General features: G+C 73.3%; 16 protein-coding genes. 10 read left to right on the forward strand and 6 right to left on the reverse strand.

Going from position 1 to position 19,230, the window contains the following annotated elements; translation table 11 throughout:
* Positions 1–50 precede the first annotated feature (50 nt).
* Complete coding sequence (locus NP048_RS09595) at positions 51–458, forward strand: CoA-binding protein (protein WP_227578758.1); 408 nt, start codon at positions 51–53, stop codon at positions 456–458.
* A 278-nt stretch (positions 459–736) separates the two neighbouring features.
* Positions 737–2,497, forward strand: coding sequence for a DEAD/DEAH box helicase (locus tag NP048_RS09600; RefSeq protein ID WP_227578759.1), 1,761 nt, complete (start codon positions 737–739; stop codon positions 2,495–2,497).
* A 106-nt stretch (positions 2,498–2,603) separates the two neighbouring features.
* Here NP048_RS09600 and NP048_RS09605 read toward each other — a convergent pair whose 3' ends face one another.
* Positions 2,604–5,315 carry a substrate-binding domain-containing protein gene (locus NP048_RS09605; RefSeq protein ID WP_256769252.1) on the reverse strand — a complete coding sequence of 904 codons (2,712 nt, stop codon included), beginning with the start codon at positions 5,313–5,315 and terminating at the stop codon, positions 2,604–2,606.
* A gap of 32 nt (positions 5,316–5,347) precedes the next feature.
* Between NP048_RS09605 and NP048_RS09610 the strand changes: the two genes are divergently transcribed.
* From NP048_RS09610 to NP048_RS09620, 3 genes are all read left to right on the forward strand, one after another.
* Positions 5,348–6,442 carry a LacI family DNA-binding transcriptional regulator gene (locus tag NP048_RS09610; RefSeq protein ID WP_227578761.1) on the forward strand — a complete coding sequence of 365 codons (1,095 nt, stop codon included), beginning with the start codon at positions 5,348–5,350 and terminating at the stop codon, positions 6,440–6,442.
* Between the two features lie 280 nt (positions 6,443–6,722).
* A complete protein-coding gene (locus tag NP048_RS09615; RefSeq protein WP_431355879.1) occupies positions 6,723–8,639 on the forward strand; it encodes a glycoside hydrolase family 6 protein in 1,917 nt (638 codons plus the stop codon).
* 123 nt (positions 8,640–8,762) lie between these two features.
* Positions 8,763–10,544, forward strand: coding sequence for a cellulase family glycosylhydrolase (locus NP048_RS09620; RefSeq protein ID WP_227575406.1), 1,782 nt, complete (start codon positions 8,763–8,765; stop codon positions 10,542–10,544).
* An 87-nt stretch (positions 10,545–10,631) separates the two neighbouring features.
* Here the strand turns inward: NP048_RS09620 and NP048_RS09625 are convergent, their stop codons facing one another.
* Positions 10,632–11,717: a threonine aldolase family protein gene (locus tag NP048_RS09625; protein WP_227575407.1), complete on the reverse strand. Its 1,086-nt coding sequence runs from the start codon at positions 11,715–11,717 to the stop codon at positions 10,632–10,634.
* 101 nt (positions 11,718–11,818) lie between these two features.
* Between NP048_RS09625 and NP048_RS09630 the strand changes: the two genes are divergently transcribed.
* A complete protein-coding gene (locus NP048_RS09630; RefSeq protein ID WP_227575408.1) occupies positions 11,819–12,373 on the forward strand; it encodes a DUF6328 family protein in 555 nt (184 codons plus the stop codon).
* A gap of 62 nt (positions 12,374–12,435) precedes the next feature.
* Here NP048_RS09630 and NP048_RS09635 read toward each other — a convergent pair whose 3' ends face one another.
* The 3 genes from NP048_RS09635 to ku form a co-directional block, all read right to left on the reverse strand.
* The gene (locus tag NP048_RS09635) at positions 12,436–12,717 is read right to left on the reverse strand and encodes an HU family DNA-binding protein (protein WP_227575409.1); all 282 of its coding nucleotides are present in this window, start codon (positions 12,715–12,717) and stop codon (positions 12,436–12,438) included.
* A 140-nt stretch (positions 12,718–12,857) separates the two neighbouring features.
* Positions 12,858–13,895 (reverse strand): PHP domain-containing protein, encoded by a 1,038-nt coding sequence (locus NP048_RS09640; protein ID WP_227575410.1) that lies wholly within the window; start codon positions 13,893–13,895, stop codon positions 12,858–12,860.
* Positions 13,892–14,875: a non-homologous end joining protein Ku gene (ku, locus tag NP048_RS09645; RefSeq protein WP_227575411.1), complete on the reverse strand. Its 984-nt coding sequence runs from the start codon at positions 14,873–14,875 to the stop codon at positions 13,892–13,894. The genes NP048_RS09640 and ku overlap by 4 nt, the downstream gene beginning before the upstream one ends.
* A 93-nt stretch (positions 14,876–14,968) precedes the next feature.
* On the opposite strand from ku, the gene ligD (NP048_RS09650) reads away from it, so the two are divergent.
* From ligD (NP048_RS09650) to NP048_RS09665, 4 genes are all read left to right on the forward strand, one after another.
* Complete coding sequence (gene ligD / locus NP048_RS09650; protein WP_255619535.1) at positions 14,969–15,895, forward strand: non-homologous end-joining DNA ligase; 927 nt, start codon at positions 14,969–14,971, stop codon at positions 15,893–15,895.
* Between the two features lie 22 nt (positions 15,896–15,917).
* Complete coding sequence (ligD, locus tag NP048_RS09655) at positions 15,918–16,799, forward strand: non-homologous end-joining DNA ligase (protein WP_227575413.1); 882 nt, start codon at positions 15,918–15,920, stop codon at positions 16,797–16,799.
* A 117-nt stretch (positions 16,800–16,916) separates the two neighbouring features.
* Positions 16,917–17,492 carry a Dps family protein gene (locus NP048_RS09660; protein ID WP_227575414.1) on the forward strand — a complete coding sequence of 192 codons (576 nt, stop codon included), beginning with the start codon at positions 16,917–16,919 and terminating at the stop codon, positions 17,490–17,492.
* Complete coding sequence (locus NP048_RS09665) at positions 17,489–18,682, forward strand: App1 family protein phosphatidate phosphatase (protein WP_227575415.1); 1,194 nt, start codon at positions 17,489–17,491, stop codon at positions 18,680–18,682. The genes NP048_RS09660 and NP048_RS09665 overlap by 4 nt, the downstream gene beginning before the upstream one ends.
* Positions 18,683–18,733: 51 nt before the next feature.
* On the opposite strand, the gene NP048_RS09670 is transcribed toward NP048_RS09665, so the two are convergent.
* Positions 18,734–18,946: a hypothetical protein gene (locus NP048_RS09670; protein ID WP_227575416.1), complete on the reverse strand. Its 213-nt coding sequence runs from the start codon at positions 18,944–18,946 to the stop codon at positions 18,734–18,736.
* Between the last annotated feature and the right edge of the window lie 284 nt (positions 18,947–19,230).

Consider the following 19,230-nt stretch of genomic DNA (forward strand, 5'->3'; position numbering starts at 1 on the left):
CGGACGTGCATCCCGGGACGCCGGGCGCCGCGCGGTGGCAACCTCGTGCCATGGACGAGGCCGATGTGATCGAAGCGCTGCTGCGCGCCCCTGCGACGTGGGCCGTCGTCGGCCTGTCCGGCAACCGCGCCCGGGCGGCGTACGGGGTGTCGGCCTACCTCCAGCAGCTCGGGCACACGATCGTGCCGGTCCACCCGAGCGCGGAGACCGTCCACGGTGCCACCGGCTACGCCCGGCTGTCCGACCTGCCCGAGTCGCCCGACGCGGTGGACGTGTTCGTCAACAGCTCGCGCGCGGCCGCGGTCGTCGACGAGGCCGTGGCCGTGGGGGCCCGTGCCGTCTGGCTGCAGCTCGGTGTCCACGCCGACGAGGCGGTGGCCAGGGCCCGCCAGGCGGGGCTCGTCGTCGTGCAGGACACGTGCCCGGTGATCGAGGGACGGGCGCGCGGGCTCGGATGACGGGCCGCGCGCGGCAGCCGCGGATCGCCGTGTGCCAGAGGTCACGCCTGGCCCACTGCCCGGCCGAGCGCCTCAGCGGGTAGTGTGTCCGCGACATCTGGAGTCGTGTCGCATCCCCTCTCGTAGGGCGGTCAGCCGGTTCGTCCGGCAACCACCTGCCTTCTCGTGCACATTGCGTGCGCCGTCATCGACGGCGTGTGGTCTGGTTCGGGGTGAGCGACGTCCTGGTCGTCGTACCGACGTCCCGGCTCTCCCCCGCTGCCACCGAACGGTGATCCATGAGCACCCCCCTGTCTGCTGCCCTGCCCACGACCCCTGAGGCCCCCGCGACGACGTTCGCCGACCTGGGCCTGAGCTCCCAGATCCTCTCCGCCGTGGAGCGCCTCGGCTTCGCCGCGCCCACCCCCGTGCAGGCGCAGACGATCCCCGCGCTGCTCGCGGGCCGCGACGTCGTCGGCGTCGCGCAGACCGGCACCGGCAAGACCGCGGCCTTCGGTCTTCCCCTGCTGCAGTCGATCGACCCCACCATCGCGGCCGTGCAGGTCGTCGTGCTGACCCCGACGCGCGAGCTCGCCATGCAGGTCGCCGACGCGATCACCACCTTCGCGGCCGACATGCCGGGCCTGCAGGTCGTCCCCGTCTACGGCGGCTCGCCCTACCTCCCCCAGCAGCGGGCGCTCGCACGCGGCGCACAGGTCGTCGTCGGGACGCCCGGACGCGTCATCGACCACATCGAACGGCGCACCCTGCGTCTGCAGGACGTCCGCTTCCTCGTGCTCGACGAGGCCGACGAGATGCTGCGGATGGGATTCGCCGAGGACGTCGACAAGGTCCTGTCCGGCACGCCCGAGGGCCGTCAGGTCGCGCTGTTCTCCGCGACGATGCCCAGCCAGATCCGGCGGGTCGCGGACAAGCACCTCGTCAACCCGGTCTCCGTCTCCGTCACGCGCCAGTCCTCGACGGTCGAGTCCGTGCGCCAGACCTTCGCCGTCGTGCCCTACCGGCACAAGGCCGGCGCGCTCGCCCGGGTGCTCGCCGTCAGCGAGGCCGACGCGGCCATCGTGTTCGTCCGGACCCGCGAGGCCGCCGAGGAGATCGGCAACGCACTCGTGCAGCGGGGCATCTCGGCCGCGCACATCAGCGGCGACGTCGCGCAGTCGGACCGCGAGCGGATCGTCGAGCGGCTCCGCTCGGGTGCGCTCGACGTCCTCGTCGCGACCGACGTGGCCGCCCGCGGCCTCGACGTGGAGCGCCTCGGCCTCGTCGTGAACCTCGACCTGCCGCGCGAGCCCGAGGCCTACGTGCACCGCATCGGGCGCACCGGCCGCGCAGGCCGCTCGGGTGAGGCCCTCACGTTCGTCACGCCCAGCGAGCGCCCCCGGCTGCGGCAGATCGAGCGCATGACGCGCACCCCCCTCATCGAGATCGCCATCCCGACCCCGGCACAGGTCAGCGCCCACCGCGCGACCGCACTGCTCACGCGCACCGACGAGCGCATGGCCGCCGGCCGGCTCGACGTCGTGCGGGACGCCGTGCGCGAGCACCTCGCCGCCCACCCCGAGCTCGACCCGATCGACCTCCTCACCGCCGTCACCGCGCTCGCGGTCGGCGACGACGGCCCCGGCGCGGCCTCCGAGGTCGAGGACCTCGACGACGCTGTGCGCCGCGCGCGGGAGACCCGCGCGGAGGACAGCCGCGGCGGTCCGGTTGCCGGCAACCGCCGTCGGCCCGGCACGACGGGCCCCAGCGGACGCCCGCGCTACCGCGTCTCCGTGGGCGAGCGTGACGGCCTGCAGCCGGGTGCCCTCGTGGGTGCGCTGACCGGTGAGGGCGGCCTCACCGGCAAGGACGTCGGCAAGATCGACATCTTCGGCAGCTTCGCGCTCGTCGACATCCCCGACGGCCTGACCGCCGAGGTCGTCGACCGCCTCGGGCGCACGCGCGTCGCCGGGCGGCCCCTGCGCATCCGGCTCGACACGGGCCCGCAGGCATCGCGTGGCCCGTCGCGCGGTGAGCGCGTGCACCGCGCCCACGTCTGACGGTCCCGGCCTCCGCACGACGAGAGGGGCACCACCCACGCGGGTGGTGCCCCTCTCGTCGTCCCCGGTGCCTCGGGGCGCACCGTGCTCGGCGCACCGACCGTGCTCAGCGCACCGCCGTGTTCCGGGGGTCGCTGCGCGTCTGTCCGCGCAGGAGGACGATGTCGGCCTCCCGCAGCACCTCGCTGACGTCCCGCATGCCGCGGATGGACCCGAGCACACCGATCGAGATGCGCGGCCCGATCTCGCGACGCAGACGCTCCAGCAGCTCCGTCAACCGGTCGGGCATCCCGCCGGGGCCGACGTCGTCGACGAGGATCGCGAAGTCGTCCTCACCGGTGCGTGCCGTCGTGTCACCCTCACGCAACGGCCGGCGCAGCTGCCGCACGACCTCACGGTGCACGTCGGGCGCGTGGTCGTCGTCCCGCGAGAGCGCGGCACCGTCCACGACCCGCACCAGCGCGATCGCGCAGTCGTACCCCGACGAGCGCCGGCACCGCAGCAGTGCGGCGCCCAGCCGGTCGAGGAAGAGCAACCGGTTGACCAGGCCCGTCTCGGGATCGTGCAGCGCATCGCGTTGCAGCGCGATCTCCGCCTCCTTGCGCTCCGTCACGTCCACCAGCGTGCCCACGAGCCGCGCGGGACACCCCGCGTCGTCGAGGACCGTCACGGCTCGGCACATCATCCAGCGGTAGTCGCCGGACTGCGTGCGCACGCGGTGCTCGAGCTCGAGCGGCGTACCGCACCCGGCGAGCTGCGCCGCGATCGCGGCCGACAGCTCGTCCCGGTCGGCCGGGTGGACCCGCTCGAGCCACTCCGACGGCTGGTCACCGATGACGTCCTCGGCGTAGCCGAGCGTCTGCTTCCAGCGCGGCGAGTAGTACACCGCACCGGCCGACACGTCCCAGTCCCACGTGCCGTCGTGCGCGGCCATCGACGCCAGCGCGTAACGCTCCTCGCTCTCACGGACCGTGTCCGCCAGCGCACGCTCGCGCGCCGCCGCCTGCTCGAGCGCCTTGCGCTGCTCGCGCAGCGAGCCCAGCAGACGCTCCTGGTCCAACGCGACCGCGAGGAGCGCAGCCCAGTGGTTGAAACGGTCGCGCGGCTGGGTGGCGCGCGTCTCGACGGTCCCGTCGATCGCCAGCAGCCCCCAGTCGCTGCCACCGAACGTCACGGGGACGACGAACGTGAGCTCGTTGGATCCCACCGTGCCCGCCCGCGTGAGGGCGGCCGGCGGGAACTGGCTGGCCGTCGTCCGCAGACCCACGAGCCGTGACAGCGTCCCGCTCGTGTCGTGGACGCCGACGATCTCCATCTCGCGGTCGCCGGGCCCGCGGTCGTTGCCCACCCACAGACCCAGGCACGCGTGCCCGCGCACTCCCCGCGGGAGCCAGCCGAGAGCCCGGGGGCTCGCCCCGTCGCCCCGCAGCAGGTCCATGTCGACCTCGTACTGGTCGACGATCGTGCGCTCCAGCTGCCCGCTGCGCGCGAGCATCGCCCGCGTGCAGCCCTTGGTCACGGCCAGCAGGACGTCCGTCACGGCCCGCCGGACAGCGGTCGCGTTCGCGGCACGTCCCTCGACCAACGACTCGACCCGTCGGCTCTCGACCATCCGCAGCACGGCGACCATCTGCTCCAGCGCCTCGGGGTGGGGCTGCAGCGCCGCCGTCAGGTCCGAGAGCCGTCCGAGTGCGGCGGGAGCAGGTGAGATGCCCCGCTCCGCGGCGACGTCCATGGGCTCCTCGACCGCACGCCACCAGGCCTCGCGTGCGTCCGGTCCGGCGCGCCGCGACACCGCGGAACCCGCAGGGCCGGCGAAGGCCGACTCCGCCAGCCGTCGCAGCAGCTCGACACCCGAGACGTCACCGCTGGCGAGGTCGCCCCCGGGTGACGTGATCTCCGTGCAGCCGCAGGACTCACGCACGACGAGCGACGACGGCACGCGGTGCTCCCCCGGCGTGACGTCGTCACCCCGCATACGGGCCAGCAGCAGCCCGACGGCGTGCTCACCGACACGCCCGAAGTGCGCGTCGACGGTCGACAGGCGAGGGCTGACACGCGCACCGGAGTCCGCGTGGTCGAACGCCACGACAGCCTGGTCGCGCGGGAGAACCAGTCCGTGCGACCGCAGCGCGCGCTGGAATCCCACGGCGTTGCGGTCGGTGGCCGCGATCACCGCGGTCGTCGGTGTGCCCGCCTGGAGCATGCGACCCGCGGCGTCGGCGCCGCCCTGCTCCTGGTTGTCCGACGCCTCGTACCACCAGGAGTCGTCGGACTCGATCCCGTGCTCCGCCAGCGTGGTGCGGTACGCCGCGAAGCGCTCGCGCATGTCGCGCTGCCCGAGGTTCCCCAGGAAGCCGATGGCGGTGTGACCGTGCCAGATGAGGTGCTCCACGGCGGCGCGGACGCCGCCGACGTTGTCCGGGACGACCACGGGGTCGTCCGGGTGCGCGGGATCCTCGCTGATGAGCACGACCGGCACGCCCCACTCGCGGACCGCGGCGAGGCGCTCGGGGCTCAGGGCCTTCCCGATGACGACGAGACCGTCCACCGCGCCCAGCGCCACCGGTGTGTCGAGGACCGACTCCTCGGGATAGCGCTCGCGGTCGAGGCCCGCCGGGTACGTCTGGACGGCCACGACCCGGTGGCCCACGCCGCGTGCGGCACGTGCCACACCAGCGATCACTGCACCGAAGTAGAAGCCCCCGACCACCGGGGACAGGACGCCGATCGTCCGACGCACCGTGGCGGGTACCCCGCGTCGGACTGCCATCATTTTCCACACCTCGCCCACGCCGTCGGAGTCGAGCTGATGCATTTCACCCACATCGGGCGCAACACTAGGTGATCGTGGTCACTCCTGCACATGACACAGGCAAAGATGCTGCCTCTCCGACGACCGGAGCCCAGCCCGTCCTCGGCGGCCCTGGCGCCCGCCGACCGACGATCACCGACGTCGCCAAGGCCGCGGGGGTGTCCATCGCCGTCGTGTCCTACGCGCTCAACGGGCGTCCTGGCGTCTCGGCCGCGACCCGAGAACGGGTGCTGCGCGTCGCCGACGAGTTCGGCTGGCGACCGAGCGCCGCGGCGCGCTCGATGCGCAGCGGGCCGCGCGCCGTGGGCCTGGTGGTGGACCGGGGGCTCACCGGAGCGGTCGGGTACGGCGCCCACGTCCTGGAGTTCGTCGTCGCGCTGCAGGACGTCCTGGCGACCCGCGGTCTCGCACTGGTGCTGCAGGTGGTCGACGACCTCCCGGCGGCCGTGACGCTCTACGGCGAGTGGTGGGCCGAGCGGCGCTTCGACGTGATGGTCGTCACAGACGTCCGAACCGAGGACCCGCGCCTCGACGCACTTCGGCGGCTGCGCATCCCGGCCGTGGTCGTCGGCGCCGGCGACGTGCCGGGCGAGGTCGCGAACGTCCGGGTCGACGACGAGCAGGCGGCCGAGCGGGTCGGGCGCTATCTCATCGAGCTGGGCCACCGGCACGTCGGTTCGGTGACGGGGCCCGCCTCGCTCCAGCGGACACGCTCGCGCATCGCCGGCATGGAGCGTGCGCTCGACACGGGGGGTGCGACGCTCGTCCACGAGCCGACGGGCGGCTCACCGGAGGAGGCCGCCGCCGCCTGCCGGCGGCTGCTGACCGGCGACCGTCCGCCGTCGGCTGTCGTTTTCGACACGGACCACATGGCGGTCGCGGCACTCGACGTCGCCCGCCGCACGGGTCTGGCCGTGCCCTGGGACGTGTCCGTGGTGGCGCTGTCGGACTCCCCCCTGTGCCGGCTCGCGACGCCCTCGATCACGGCGCTGCCGTCCGTGCAGGCCGACCTCGGGACCGCGGTGGGCGAGGCCGTCCTCACGATTCTCGACTCCCAGCCGACCCCCGTGCGCCAGATCGAGGTGGGCGGCCTCGCGGTCCGCGGCAGCACCGGGCCGCGGTCGCGCTGAGGCCGCTCCTCGGGGGTCTCGGCCCCCGGTGCGGTCTGCTTTGCCGCAGGGCCGGACGACAGGACGATATGGCCCTGACCAGGGCCTTCGGCATCTGTGGCAGGCCCATGAGAAGGTCACGATTCGGTAACGCGCGGCTGCCTAAACGATTCGCCCCGCTCCGCTCGGAGACGGAGCGTGATGGATTCCGCAGCAGTCGTCGAGGACTGGAGTCCCCGGCGGCTCGTACCCGTCGCCGCCGAGGGCCGGGTACGACCGACCGACCCCCCGGAGGACACCCGTGTCCACACACGGCAATCGAACGGCCGGGCGGCGCTTGCGCGCCGTCGCGACCGCCGCGACGGCAACGGCGCTCGTCGCAGTGCCGATGACGCTCATGAGCTCGGCCGCGACCGCGGCCGAGGCCCACGTCGACAACCCCTACGCCGGCGCCAAGCAGTACGTGAACCCGAACTGGGCAGCGACGGTTGAGAGCGCTGCCACACGTGCCGGCGACCCGACCCTCGCGGCGCGGATGCGCACGGTCGCCAAGCAGCCGACGGCCGTCTGGATGGACCGCACCAGCGCCATCACGGGCAACGCGGACGGCCCCGGCCTGAAGTTCCACCTCGACGAGGCCCTCAAGCAGAAGACCGGCAGCACGCCGCTCGTCTTCAACCTCGTCATCTACAACCTGCCCGGCCGTGACTGCTACGCACTCGCGTCGAACGGTGAGCTCCCCGCCACCGCCGCCGGTCTCACCCGGTACCAGACCGAGTACATCGACCCCATCGTCGACCTGCTCTCGGACTCGAAGTACGAGGGTCTGCGGATCGCGGCGACGATCGAGCCCGACTCGCTGCCGAACCTCATCACGAACAACTCCGAGGCCGCCTGCCAGACGGCCGGCCCGTACTACCGCCAGGGCGTCAAGTACGCGCTCGACGAGCTGAAGACGCTCGACAACGTCTACACCTACATCGACGCCGCCCACTCGGGCTGGCTCGGCTGGGAGACGAACGCGGGCCCCGCGGCCAAGCTCTTCGCCGAGGTCGCCAAGACCACGAAGAAGGGCTTCGCGTCGATCGACGGCTTCGTGACGAACACGGCGAACACCACGCCGCTCGCCGAGCCGTTCCTGACGGACCCGAACAAGCAGGTCGGCGGCGTCCCGGTCCGCTCGTCGAAGTTCTACGAGTGGAACACCGACTTCGGTGAGCACGCGTGGACCGCGCAGCTGCACCGCCTGCTCGTCGCCGAGGGCTTCCCGGCCTCGACCGGCATGCTGATCGACACCTCGCGCAACGGCTGGGGCGGCCCGGACCGTCCGACGGCCGTCTCGACCAGCACGAACGTCGACACGTACGTCGACGAGTCGCGCATCGACCGTCGCACGCACCGTGGTGCCTGGTGCAACCCGCTGGGTGCGGGCATCGGCGAGCTCCCGACGGCCACGCCGGCCGGCGCTCCCTCCGCCTCGCACCTCGACGCGTACGTCTGGATCAAGCCCCCGGGCGAGTCGGACGGCGCCTCGAAGGAGATCCCGAACGACGAGGGCAAGAGCTTCGACCGCATGTGCGACCCGACGTTCAACTCGCCGAAGCTCTCCAACCTGCTGACGGGTGCGACCCCGGACGCCCCGGTCTCCGGCAAGTGGTTCGAGACGCAGTTCGTGACCCTGGTCAAGAACGCCTACCCGGCCATCCCGACCAGCGACGGCCCCACCGTGACGCCGACGCCCACCGTGACGCCGACGGTCACGCCGACGCCCACCGTGACGCCGACGGTCACGCCGACGCCGACGGTCACGCCGACGCCGACGGTCACGCCGACGCCCACCGTGACGCCGACGCCGACGGTCACGCCGACGCCGACGGTCACGCCCACGCCGACGCAGAACCCGACGGCGTCCTGCTCGGTGAGCTACACGGCGAACAGCTGGAACACCGGCTTCACGGCCTCGGTGAAGGTCACGAACCGTGGGACCACCGCGCTGAGCGGCTGGAACCTGAAGTTCACCTTCGCCAACGGCCAGCAGGTCCAGCAGGGCTGGAGCGCGACCTGGTCGCAGTCCGGCTCGACCGTGACGGCCACGAACGCGGCCTGGAACGGCACGCTGGCACCGGGTGGTTCGGTCGACATCGGCTTCAACGGCTCGCACACCGGGACGAACAACGTCCCGACGTCGTTCACGCTGAACGGCGCGACCTGCTCCTGAGTCGCACCCATCCGGGCGTCGTGAACGCCTGACATGACGAAGGGGCCCTCCTGGACCAGTCCGGGAGGGCCCCTTCGTCGGCCCCGCCTCGCTCCCCCACCCCTCCACGTCACCAGGAGAACCGTGTCCCGCTCGCCCGTGCGCCGTCTGCGCACAGCACTCGGCGGCGTCCTCGCCGCCGGCGCCCTCGCACTGCCCCTTGCGCTGTCCGCAGCACCGGCCCAGGCCGCGTCCACCCCTGACTGGCTGCACGTGCAGGGCAACAAGATCGTCGACGCCTCGGGCAAGGAGGTGTGGCTCACGGGCGTCAACTGGTTCGGCTTCAACGCGGACGAGCGCATCTTCCACGGGCTGTGGTCGGCCGACATGCGCACGCTGACCAAGGGCATCGCCGACCGCGGCATGAACGTGGTACGGGTGCCGATCTCCACCGAGCTGCTGCTCGAGTGGAAGGCCGGCACGTTCAGCAAGCCCAACGTCAACGAGTTCGCCAACCCCGAGCTCGCGGGCCTCAACAGCCTGCAGATCTTCGAGAAGTGGCTCGCGATGTGCGAGGAGTACGGCTTGAAGGTCTTCCTCGACGTGCACAGCGCCGAGGCGGACAACTCCGGGCACGTGCACCCGGTGTGGTGGAAGGGCTCGATCACGACCGAGGACGTGTACGAGGGCTGGGAGTGGGCGGCGACCCGCTGGAAGACCAACGACACGATGATCGGCGCCGACATCAAGAACGAGCCCCACGGCACGCAGGGGTCCACCGAGCGCGCCAAGTGGGACGGCTCGACGGACAAGGACAACTTCAAGCACTTCGCCGAGACGGCGTCCCGCAAGATCCTCGCGATCAACCCGAACTGGCTCGTCTTCGTCGAGGGCATCGAGGTGTACCCCAAGGAGGGCGTCTCCTGGACCTCCACGGGGCTGACCGACTACCACAACATGTGGTGGGGCGGGAACCTGCGCGGCGTGCGCGACTTCCCGATCGACCTCGGAGCGAACCAGGACCAGCTCGTGTACTCCCCGCACGACTACGGACCGCTCGTGCACCTGCAGCCGTGGTTCAAGGGCGACTTCGACCGGACCAGCCTCGAGCGCGACGTGTGGGACCCGAACTGGCTGTACCTGCACAAGGAGAACACCGCTCCGCTGCTCATCGGCGAGTGGGGCGGGTTCATGGACGGCGGGCCGAACGAGAAGTGGATGCTCGCGCTGCGCGACCTCATCACCGACCGCCGCCTGAGCCACACGTTCTGGGTGCTCAACCCGAACTCGGGTGACACGGGCGGCCTGCTCGGCTACGACTGGGCGACCTGGGACGAGGAGAAGTACGCGCTGCTCAAGCCCGCGCTGTGGCAGGACGGCGGCAAGTTCGTCGGCCTGGACCACGACGTCCCCCTCGGTGGCGTCGGCAGCACCACGGGCAAGTCGCTGTCCCAGGTGAACGGCGGGGGCCCCACCGCGAGCCCGACGCCGTCGGTCACGCCGAGCGCGACGCCGAGCGTCACGCCGAGCGTCACCCCGTCGGTCACCCCGAGTGCGACGCCGTCGGTCACCCCGAGCGCGACGCCGTCGGCCACGGCGAGCCCCGCGGTGGGTACGTGCGCGGTCACCTACACGGCGAGCTCCTGGAGCTCGGGCCTGTCGGGCTCGGTGCGCCTGACCAACACCGGCACGACGCTCACGTCCTGGAACCTCACGTTCACCGCACCGGCCGGCGTGAGCGTGACGCAGGGCTGGGGCGGGACGTGGTCCCAGTCGGGCACCACCGTGACCGTCACGAACGCCGCGTGGAACGGCAACCTCGCGGCGGGCGGCACCGCGGACATCGGCTTCAACGCCTCGCACGCCGGCACGGCCGGTACCCCGACCGGCTTCGCGCTCAACGGCGCCGCATGCACGGTGGGCTGACCCGCACGCACTGACGTCCGGCCGCCGTTCCCTCCCGGGGACGGCGGCCGGGTTCGGTCACGCCGGGTTCGGTCACGCCGGGCTCGGTCAGGGCGTGGCGGGCGCGCCGCCCTCGGGCGCCGGTGCGTCGTCCAGCGCGTCCGCCAGGGCGGCGAGCAGCTCGTCGACGTCCTGCTCCGTGGTGTCGAAGGCGCACATGAGGCGCACGGTGCCGTCGGCCGCGTCCCAGTCGTAGAAGCGCCACCGCCGCCGCAGGGCACGCGCGACGTGGGCCGGCAGGCGGACGAACACCGCGTTCGCCTCGGTCGGCTGCACGACGTCGAGCGACCCGATCGCGTCGATGCCCGCACGGAGCCGCGCCGCCATCGCGTTGGCCCGTCCCGCTGAGCGGAGCCACAGGTCGCCCTCGTACAGCGCGACGAGCTGGGCGGAGACGAAGCGCATCTTCGACGTGAGCTGCATGTCCGCCTTGCGCAGGAAGTCCACGCCAACGACCGCCGACGGGTCCAGGACGACGACGGCCTCCCCGAGCAGCAGGCCGTTCTTGGTCCCGCCGAGCGAGAGCACGTCGACACCGCAGTCCGTCGTCAGGGCGCGCAGCGGCAGTCCCAGGTGCGCGGCGGCGTTGGCGATCCGCGCCCCGTCCATGTGGACGCGCATCCCCCGTGCGTGCGCGTGGTCGCACAGCTCCCGGACCGCCTCCGGCGTGTACACGGTGCCCAGCTCCGTGGCCTGCGTGAGGGACACGACACCGGGCTGCGCGCGGTGGACGTCACCGAACCCCCAGGCCTGGCGGTCCACCAGCTCGGGTGTCAGGCGCCCGTCCGGGGCCGCGACGGTCAGCAGCTTCAGCCCCCCGACACGCTCGGGCGCGCCGTTCTCGTCCGTGTTCACGTGCGCCGCCTCGGTGCAGATCACGGCCCCCCACCGGGGCAGCATGGCCTGCAGCGCGAGGACGTTCGCGCCCGTGCCGTTGAGGACCGGGTAGGTGACGGCCTGCTCGCCGAGCTGGGCCCGCACCACGTCCTGCAGGCGTGCGGTCCATGGGTCGTCCCCGTAGGCGGGCACGTGCCCGACGTTGGCCGCGGCGACGGCGGCGAGCACCTCGGGGTGCGCTCCGGCGTAGTTGTCCGAGGCGAAGTGGTGGACGCCGGAGGTGTGCTGTTCGGTCACGTCCCCAGTCTCGCCGACCTGTCGCCCTCCACGGTCCTCGTCGTGCAGGACGGGCCGGCGAGCGGCATGATCCGTGCAGCCGACCGACAGGAGAGACCCCCATGAACCGCACCGTCGACGACGCCCGGCCTGCAGGCGCCCGGGCGTCGGACGCCCCGACCGGAGCGAGTGACGACGACCGCAACGAGACGTTCGTCGAGCGGATGGACCGCAACTGGGCCGAGCTCCTGCAGGAGCTGCGGGTGACGCAGACCGGCGCGCAGATCCTCACCGGCTTCCTGCTGACGCTGCCGTTCCAGGCCCGCTTCTCCGACCTCGACGCGTACCAGCAGGACGTGTACCTCGTCCTGGTGCTCCTGGCCGTGCTCGCGACGATCCTCATCGTCGCGCCGGTGAGCCTGCACCGGCTGCTCTTCCGACGTCGTCTCAAGTCGCAGCTCGTCGACGCGGGCCACTGGTTCGCCCGCGCGGGACTCGCGGCCCTCGCGCTGGTCCTCACGGGCGCGACGATGCTGCTGTTCGACGTCGTGCTGACCCGCACCGCGGGGATCGTCGCCGGTGGCGCCGTGCTGCTCGCGATCGCGGTGGCCTGGTTGGTGCTCCCCCACGTCATCGCCCAGCGTGCCGACCCCGACGGCCCCGACGGCCCGGCCTGACGCGGGAACGACGACGGCCCCGTGCGCACCCTCGCAGGTGCGGCACGGGGCCGTCGGTCGACTCAGCCCTGGACGGCGCGCTTGAGGGCGCTTCCGGCCGTGATCTTCACGCGGTAGCCCGCGGGGATCTCCAGCTTCTCGCCCGTCTGGGGGTTCACGCCGGTGCGTGCTGCGCGGTCGGCACGGGCCACGGCCAGGAAGCCGGGGATCGAGACGCTGCCGCCGGCGGCGAGCTGCTCGACCACGACCTCCTGCAGGGCCTTGAGCGCCTTGTCGGTGTCGGCGTTGGTCAGTCCGGCCTTCTCGGCGACGGCCTGGACGAGCTCGGTGCGGTTGAAGCTCACGACGGGTGCTCCTCGGTGATGGGTTTCGCAGCCGCGGCACAGTACGGGCCGCGGCGGTGCCGCACGACCAGCGTGCGCACGGTTTCCGACCCTAGCCGCGCCGACCTGCACTGGCGTGGTTCCTCGCACCGTGTCGTCGGTCACCGCCGGGAGCGCTCGCGGACCTCGGCGGCGCTGCGGGTGGTCACGACACGGTCGGGTCCGATGCCGTGCGCGGCGGCGCGCTCGCACCCGGCCCGCAACCAGTCGAGCTGACCGGGCGCGTGCGCGTCGGAGTCGATCGTGAACGTGCAGCCCGCGTCCGCGGCGAGCTGCAGCAGCTCGTGCGGCGGGTCGAGCCGGTCGGGGCGGCAGTTGATCTCGACGGCGACGCCGTGCTCGGCGCACGCGTCGAAGACCGCGCGGGCGTCGAAGTCGCTCGGGGGCCGGTGCTTGCCCGCGACCTGCCGTCCCGTGCAGTGCCCGAGGACGTCGGTGCGGGGGTCGCGCACGGCCGTGAGCATGCGGCGCGTCATCGCGGTGCGTTCCATCCGCAGCTTCGAGTGCACGGACGCGACCACGACGTCCAGCTCGTCGAGCAGGTCGGGGTCCTGGTCGAGCGAGCCGTCGTCGAGGATGTCGACCTCGATGCCGCTGAGCACCTCGAAGGGCGCGACCGCGGGTCGCAGGGCGGCGAGCTGCGCCAGCTGCGCGCGCAACCGGGGCGCGGAGAGCCCGTTCGCGATCTTCAGGCGCGGCGAGTGGTCCGTGACCGCCAGGTAGTCGCGTCCCAGCTCGAGCGCGGCCAGCACCATCTCCTGGACGGGGGTCGCGCCGTCGCTGGCGTCGGTGTGGCTGTGCAGGTCGCCGCGCAGGGCCGCGTGCAGCGCGGCCGCCGCGGGCGTCGTGCACGCGTCGTGCGCCGCTGCCTGCTCCTCGAGCTCCACGAGGGCCGGCACCGGACGGCCCGCCAACGTGCGCGAGACCACCTCGGCGGTGCTGCTGCCGACCGCCGGGAGGTCCGTCAACGCGCCCGCACGGGCCAGGACGCCCAGCCGGGCTGCGTCCTGGCCCTCGACCGTGCGCGCTGCGGCCCGGTAGGCCTCAGCGCGGTACCGGCTGGCCTGGGCACGCTCGAGGAGGAAGGCGATGCGCCGGAGCGTCGCGACGGCGCGGTCCTGGTCCTCGCGTGCGGTCACGACGCCTTGGTACGGGCCCGGCGGCGGGCGGGCGCGGCGTCCTCGCCGGTGTCCTCGTCCTTGGCGGGGGTCGCGGCCGTGGACGCCTTGCCGGCGGTGGTCTTCGCCGCAGGCTTCTTCTTCTTCGGTGTGCCGGTCCCCTTCTTCGTCCCGCTCTCGGCAGGCTCGGGCGCCTGCGCGTCCTCACCGCGCGCCGCACGCGCCTTGTCGACGGACCGCTGCAGCGCCGCCAGCAGGTCCACGACCTCGCCCCCGCCGTCGGACGCCTCCTCCTCCGGCGGAGCCGGGGGCGCCTGGGTGTCACCCGACGACACCTTGGCGGCGATGAGCTGCTCGAGGGCCGCGACGTACGCGTCCTCGTACTGCGACGGGTCGAAGTCGCCGGCGAGGGACTCCACGAGCGACGACGCCATCGTCAGCTCCTGGGGCCGGACCGTGACGTCGTCGTCGAGGACCGGGAAGTCGGCCTCCCGCACCTCGTCGGGCCACAGCAGGGTCTGCAGGACGATGACCTTGTCCCGCACCCGCAGCACGGCCATCGACTCCCGCTGCCGGATCGCGACCTTGACCACCGCGACACGGTCCGTCTCCTCGAGCGCGCCGCGCAGCAGCGCGTACGGCTTGGCGGCGCTCTTGTCGGGCTCGAGAAAGTAGGTCTTCTGCAGCAGGATCGGGTCGACCTGCTCAGCCGGCACGAACTCCAGGACCTCGATCTCACGTTCCGTGGACAGCGGCAGCTGCTGGAAGTCCTCGTCCGTCAGGACGACGAGCTCGCCGTCCTGCGTCTCGTAGCCCTTGGCGATGTCCGACCACTCGACGCTCTCGCCGTCCAGGCTGCACACCTTGCGGTAGCGGATGCGCCCCCCGTCCTCGCGGTGCACCTGGTGGAGCCGGACCTCGTGCTCGCCCGTCGCCGCGTACAGCCGCACCGGCACGTTCACCAGGCCGAAGGCCACCGCGCCCTTCCAGATCGCCCGCACGGCCGTCCTCCTTCGTCGTGGCGGCGTCGTCCCCCGTCGGCCGCCCGCGCGGCCCGCTGCACCGTCCACGGGCAGGATGGACCCGTGGAGCCCATGCTCGCCACCCCTGCGCCCGCACCCGCCGCGCTCCCGCGCGGTCGCGACTGGGTGTTCGAGGTCAAGTGGGACGGGGTGCGCGTGCTCGCGGACGCGCACGACGGCGCCGTGCGGCTGAGCAGCCGCAACGAGCGCGACGTCACCCCGGCGTACCCCGAGCTCGGCGGCCTGGCCGCGCTGGGGGACGTGCTGCTCGACGGGGAGGTCGTCCTGATGGACGCCGGACGCCCCTCTTTCGCCGCGCTGGCCGAGCGTATGCACGTGCGTGACCTGCGACGGGCGCAGGCGCTCGCGGCGGCCCGGCCCGTCACGTACGTCGTCTTCGACGTGCTGCGCCACGACGGCCAGGACCTCACGGGGCTGCCGCTCGACGCGCGTCGCGCGGTCCTGGACGGCCTGGTGCTGCCCGAGCACGTGCAGACCTCGCCCTGGTACGACGACGGCGACGACCTGTGGCAGGTCACGGCCGCCCACGGTCTCGAGGGGGTCGTCGCCAAGCGTCGCGACGCGCCGTACCGACCTGGACGGCGGTCGCCCGACTGGGTGAAGTCCGCGCACCGCCGCACCCGGACGGCACTGGTCGGTGCGTGGCGTCCGGAGTCGACCGGTACCGGGCGGCTCGGTGCCGTGCTGCTGGGTGCGCCCGACGCGACCGGCGGGCTGCGGTACCTGTGCCGTGCGGGCTCCGGGCTCGGTGGGCCCGCCGCGCGCGCGATGCGTGCGCTCCTCGCGCCCCACGAACGCAGCGACAGCCCGTTCGCGGACGACGTTCCCGCCCTCGACGCACGCGGTGCGGTCTGGTGCGAGCCCGTGGTGGTCGTCGAGACCCTGTACCTGGCCCGCACGCCGTCGGGCCGGCTGCGGCAGCCCGTGGTGCGGGGGGTGCGCACCGATGCCACCGTGGACCCCTGGGAGCAGCCGTGAGGGCAGAAGGGGACGCAGCCGCATGAGCCCGGAACGCCAGAGCGTCGACGTCGGGGGCCGTCCCGTCCGACTCACCCACCTCGACAAGGTCGTGTACCCCGCGACCGGGACGACCAAGGCCGAGGTCATGGACTACCTCGTGCAGGTCGAGCCGGCGATCCTCCGGCAGCTGCGCGACCGGCCCGTCACCCGCATCCGCTGGCCGGACGGCGTGGGCGGCGAGAAGTTCTTCGAGAAGAACACCCCCCGCGGCGCACCGTCCTGGTTGCGTCACCGACGGCTGCCCGCCTCGCCCGGGACGGACGACGAGGGCACCGTCCTCGACCTGCCGTTCCTCGACGACCTCGCCGGGCTCATGTGGGCGGCCAACTCCGGCGCCCTCGAGCTGCACACGCCGCAGTGGACGGTCGGCCCCCGCGGAGGGTTGCGCGACGCCGACCGCCTCGTGGTCGACCTCGACCCCGGACCCGGCGCGGGCCTCGACGAGTGCGCCCGCGTCGCGCACCTCGTCGCCGAGAGGCTGCGCGACGAGGGCCTCGCCCGGACCGTGCCCGTCACGTCGGGCTCCAAGGGGCTGCAGCTCTACGCACCGCTCCCCCGCCCCCGCCCCGCGACGAGGGTGCGCGAGGAGGCGCGCACCCTCGCGCACGCGCTCGCGGCCGAGCACCCGGAACTCGTGGTCGCCGTGCAGCGCAAGGACGTGCGCGGCGGCAAGGTGCTGCTGGACTGGTCGCAGAACCACCCCGCGAAGACGACGATCACCCCGTGGTCCCTGCGTGGCCGGGACCGTCCCACGGTCGCCGCTCCCCGCCACTGGGACGAGATCGGGCCGGGCCTGCAGCAGCTCACGGCCACCGAGGCTGCGGCGCGTCTGGCTCGTGACGGAGACCCGTTCGCCGCGTGACGCCGGGCGCACGAGACGTCCGGGACGGGCGACGCTCGGATGGCGGGCGTCCCCGGGGCCTGGCAGCGTGGACGTCCCCGGGCCCGACGAGCCCGGCTCGTCTGCGAAGGAGTGGTCATGGCCCGCGATCTGCCGAAGTACACCGTCCCGTCCCTCACCCCGGAGGACGGCGCGCAGGTGGCGGCGATCCTCCAGGAACGTCTCAACGCCCTGAACGACCTGGCACTCACGCTGAAGCACATCCACTGGAACGTCGTCGGCCCCCACTTCATCGCCGTCCACGAGATGCTCGACCCGCAGGTCGACGCCGTGCGGCTCATGGTCGACGCCACGGCAGAGCGGATCGCCACGCTGGGTTCCGCACCCGTCGGCACGCCCGGAGCCCTCGTCGCGGCCCGCACGTGGGACGACTACTCGATCGGTCGCGCGACCACGGCGGAGCACCTCGGCGCCCTCGACGAGGTGTACGTCGGGGTCATCACCGACCACCGGAAGGCCGCGGCGCAGGCCGAGGAGCTCGACACCGTGACGAACGACCTCCTGGTCGGTCACCTGGCCGAGCTCGAGCTGTTCCACTGGTTCGTCCGTGCGCACCTCGAGTCGTCCGGTGGTGCGCTCTCGACGGCCGGCACGTCCACCGAGGCGGGGGCGGCCGAGGCCGCCGAGGCGGCCGCGTCCCGTACGACGTCGTGACGACGGGACAGCGCCCGGGCGCGCACGCCGCGCAGCCCGACCACGCCGGCACGGGCGGGCAGGACGGGTTGCGGGCGGGCCGCGTCGCGCCGCGGCTGGAGAACCCCGACGGCTCGCCGGTGCAGCCCCTGCACGTGGCGGCGCGGCTCGAGGACCGCTTCGACTCCGCGCTCGCGCACGTCCTGCGGCGCCGCGGGTGGACCGTCCGCGTCGTCGGGTACGCCGGCTACGGGTCCGGCGGCAAGGTGCGGGTCCTGGCGCGCACCCTGCTCGCGTCCCCGGGCGTGCGACAGCAGGACCTGCCGGACAGCGGAGGCGACGCGCAGACCGGCGAGCGACCGGCGGACGCCGTGCGCGGGTGGCGGTCCTTCTTCAGCGCGCCGGTCGCCGGTGCCCCCGTGGAGGTCACCATCGGTGAGACCACCCACCAGCTGACGGCGGACCGCGGGGGCTACGTCGACGAGCTGGTCGACGCGGACCTCGAGCCCGGCTGGCACGACCTGACGCTCACGTCGCTGGACGGTGCCCGTACCACGACGCGGGTGGTCGTCGTCGGCCCCGAGCCGACCGTGGGGATCGTCAGCGACATCGACGACACGGTGATGGTCACGAGGCTGCCCCGCCCGTTCGTCGCGGCGTGGAACGTGTTCGTCCGGCACGAGAACGCCCGTGAGGCCGTCCCGGGCATGTCCAGGCTCTACCGGGAGCTGCGGGCGGCGCGCCCCGACTCCCCCGTGGTGTACCTGTCGACCGGTGCGTGGAACGCGGCGCCCGCGATCGGCCGGTTCCTGCGCCGCCACGACTACCCCGCCGGTCCGATGCTCATGACGGACTGGGGACCGACCAACACGGGCCTGTTCCGCAGCGGGCAGCGCCACAAGGTCGCCCAGCTGCGGCGGCTGTTCGCCGAGCTCCCGCAGGTGCGCTGGATCCTCGTCGGCGACGACGGCCAGCACGACCCGCAGATCTACGCGGGGGCCGTGGCCCGGTACCCCGAGCACGTCGAGGCGGTGCTGATCCGCCAGCTGACCGCCGGCGAGCACGTGCTCTCGCACGGCCTGCCCGTGGCGACCCCCGAGCAGGAGGACGCGGCGGACGACGCCGACCAGACGCCGGGCATCGAGGTGCTGCTGGGCGCCGACGGGGAGGAGCTCCTGGGCCGCGTCCGGGAGGCCGGGCTCGTCGGCTGACGCGCCTCCGGGAGGCCGGGCTCGTCGGCTGACGCGCCGGGGTCCTGCGGCTCAGAGCCGCTCGGGGTCGTCCCAGTCGTCGCTCGACGCGATCGCCTCGTCGTCGGGCCCCAGCTCCGCCGCGCGCAGCGAGCGGGGGGCCCGGGCGGCGTCGCCTCCGGCGCGGGCGTCCGCGGCGTCCAGGTCTGCCTGGACCAGGGGCTGGTCGGCGAGACCGTGCGCCGAGGGGTCGGACGTCAGGTCGCTCGTGCGGTTCGGGCTCATGCACCGGTTCTACCAAGACCGGGCGGGGTCCCGCACCCGCTCGCGCCCGTCGCCCCGCGTGTCGCCGCGACGGTCCCCGGTGTGTCGCCCGCCGGGTAGGACCTGGGGCCCGGCTGGGCGGTCTGCCCGCACGTCCTGGGCGCTCCGTCGCCTCACGAGCGTCGAAGCGCCTCACACCGGTGACGCGTACCCGGCCCCAGCCGCACCCCGAAGGACCAGACCCGGGGCGGCCTCGCTCGACACCCGTGGCATGCAGGCTGTCGTGCCGCCCGAGTCCGGCTGCG

The sequence above is a fragment of the Cellulomonas xiejunii genome, from assembly GCF_024508315.1.
GTDB classification, from domain to species: domain Bacteria; phylum Actinomycetota; class Actinomycetes; order Actinomycetales; family Cellulomonadaceae; genus Cellulomonas; species Cellulomonas xiejunii.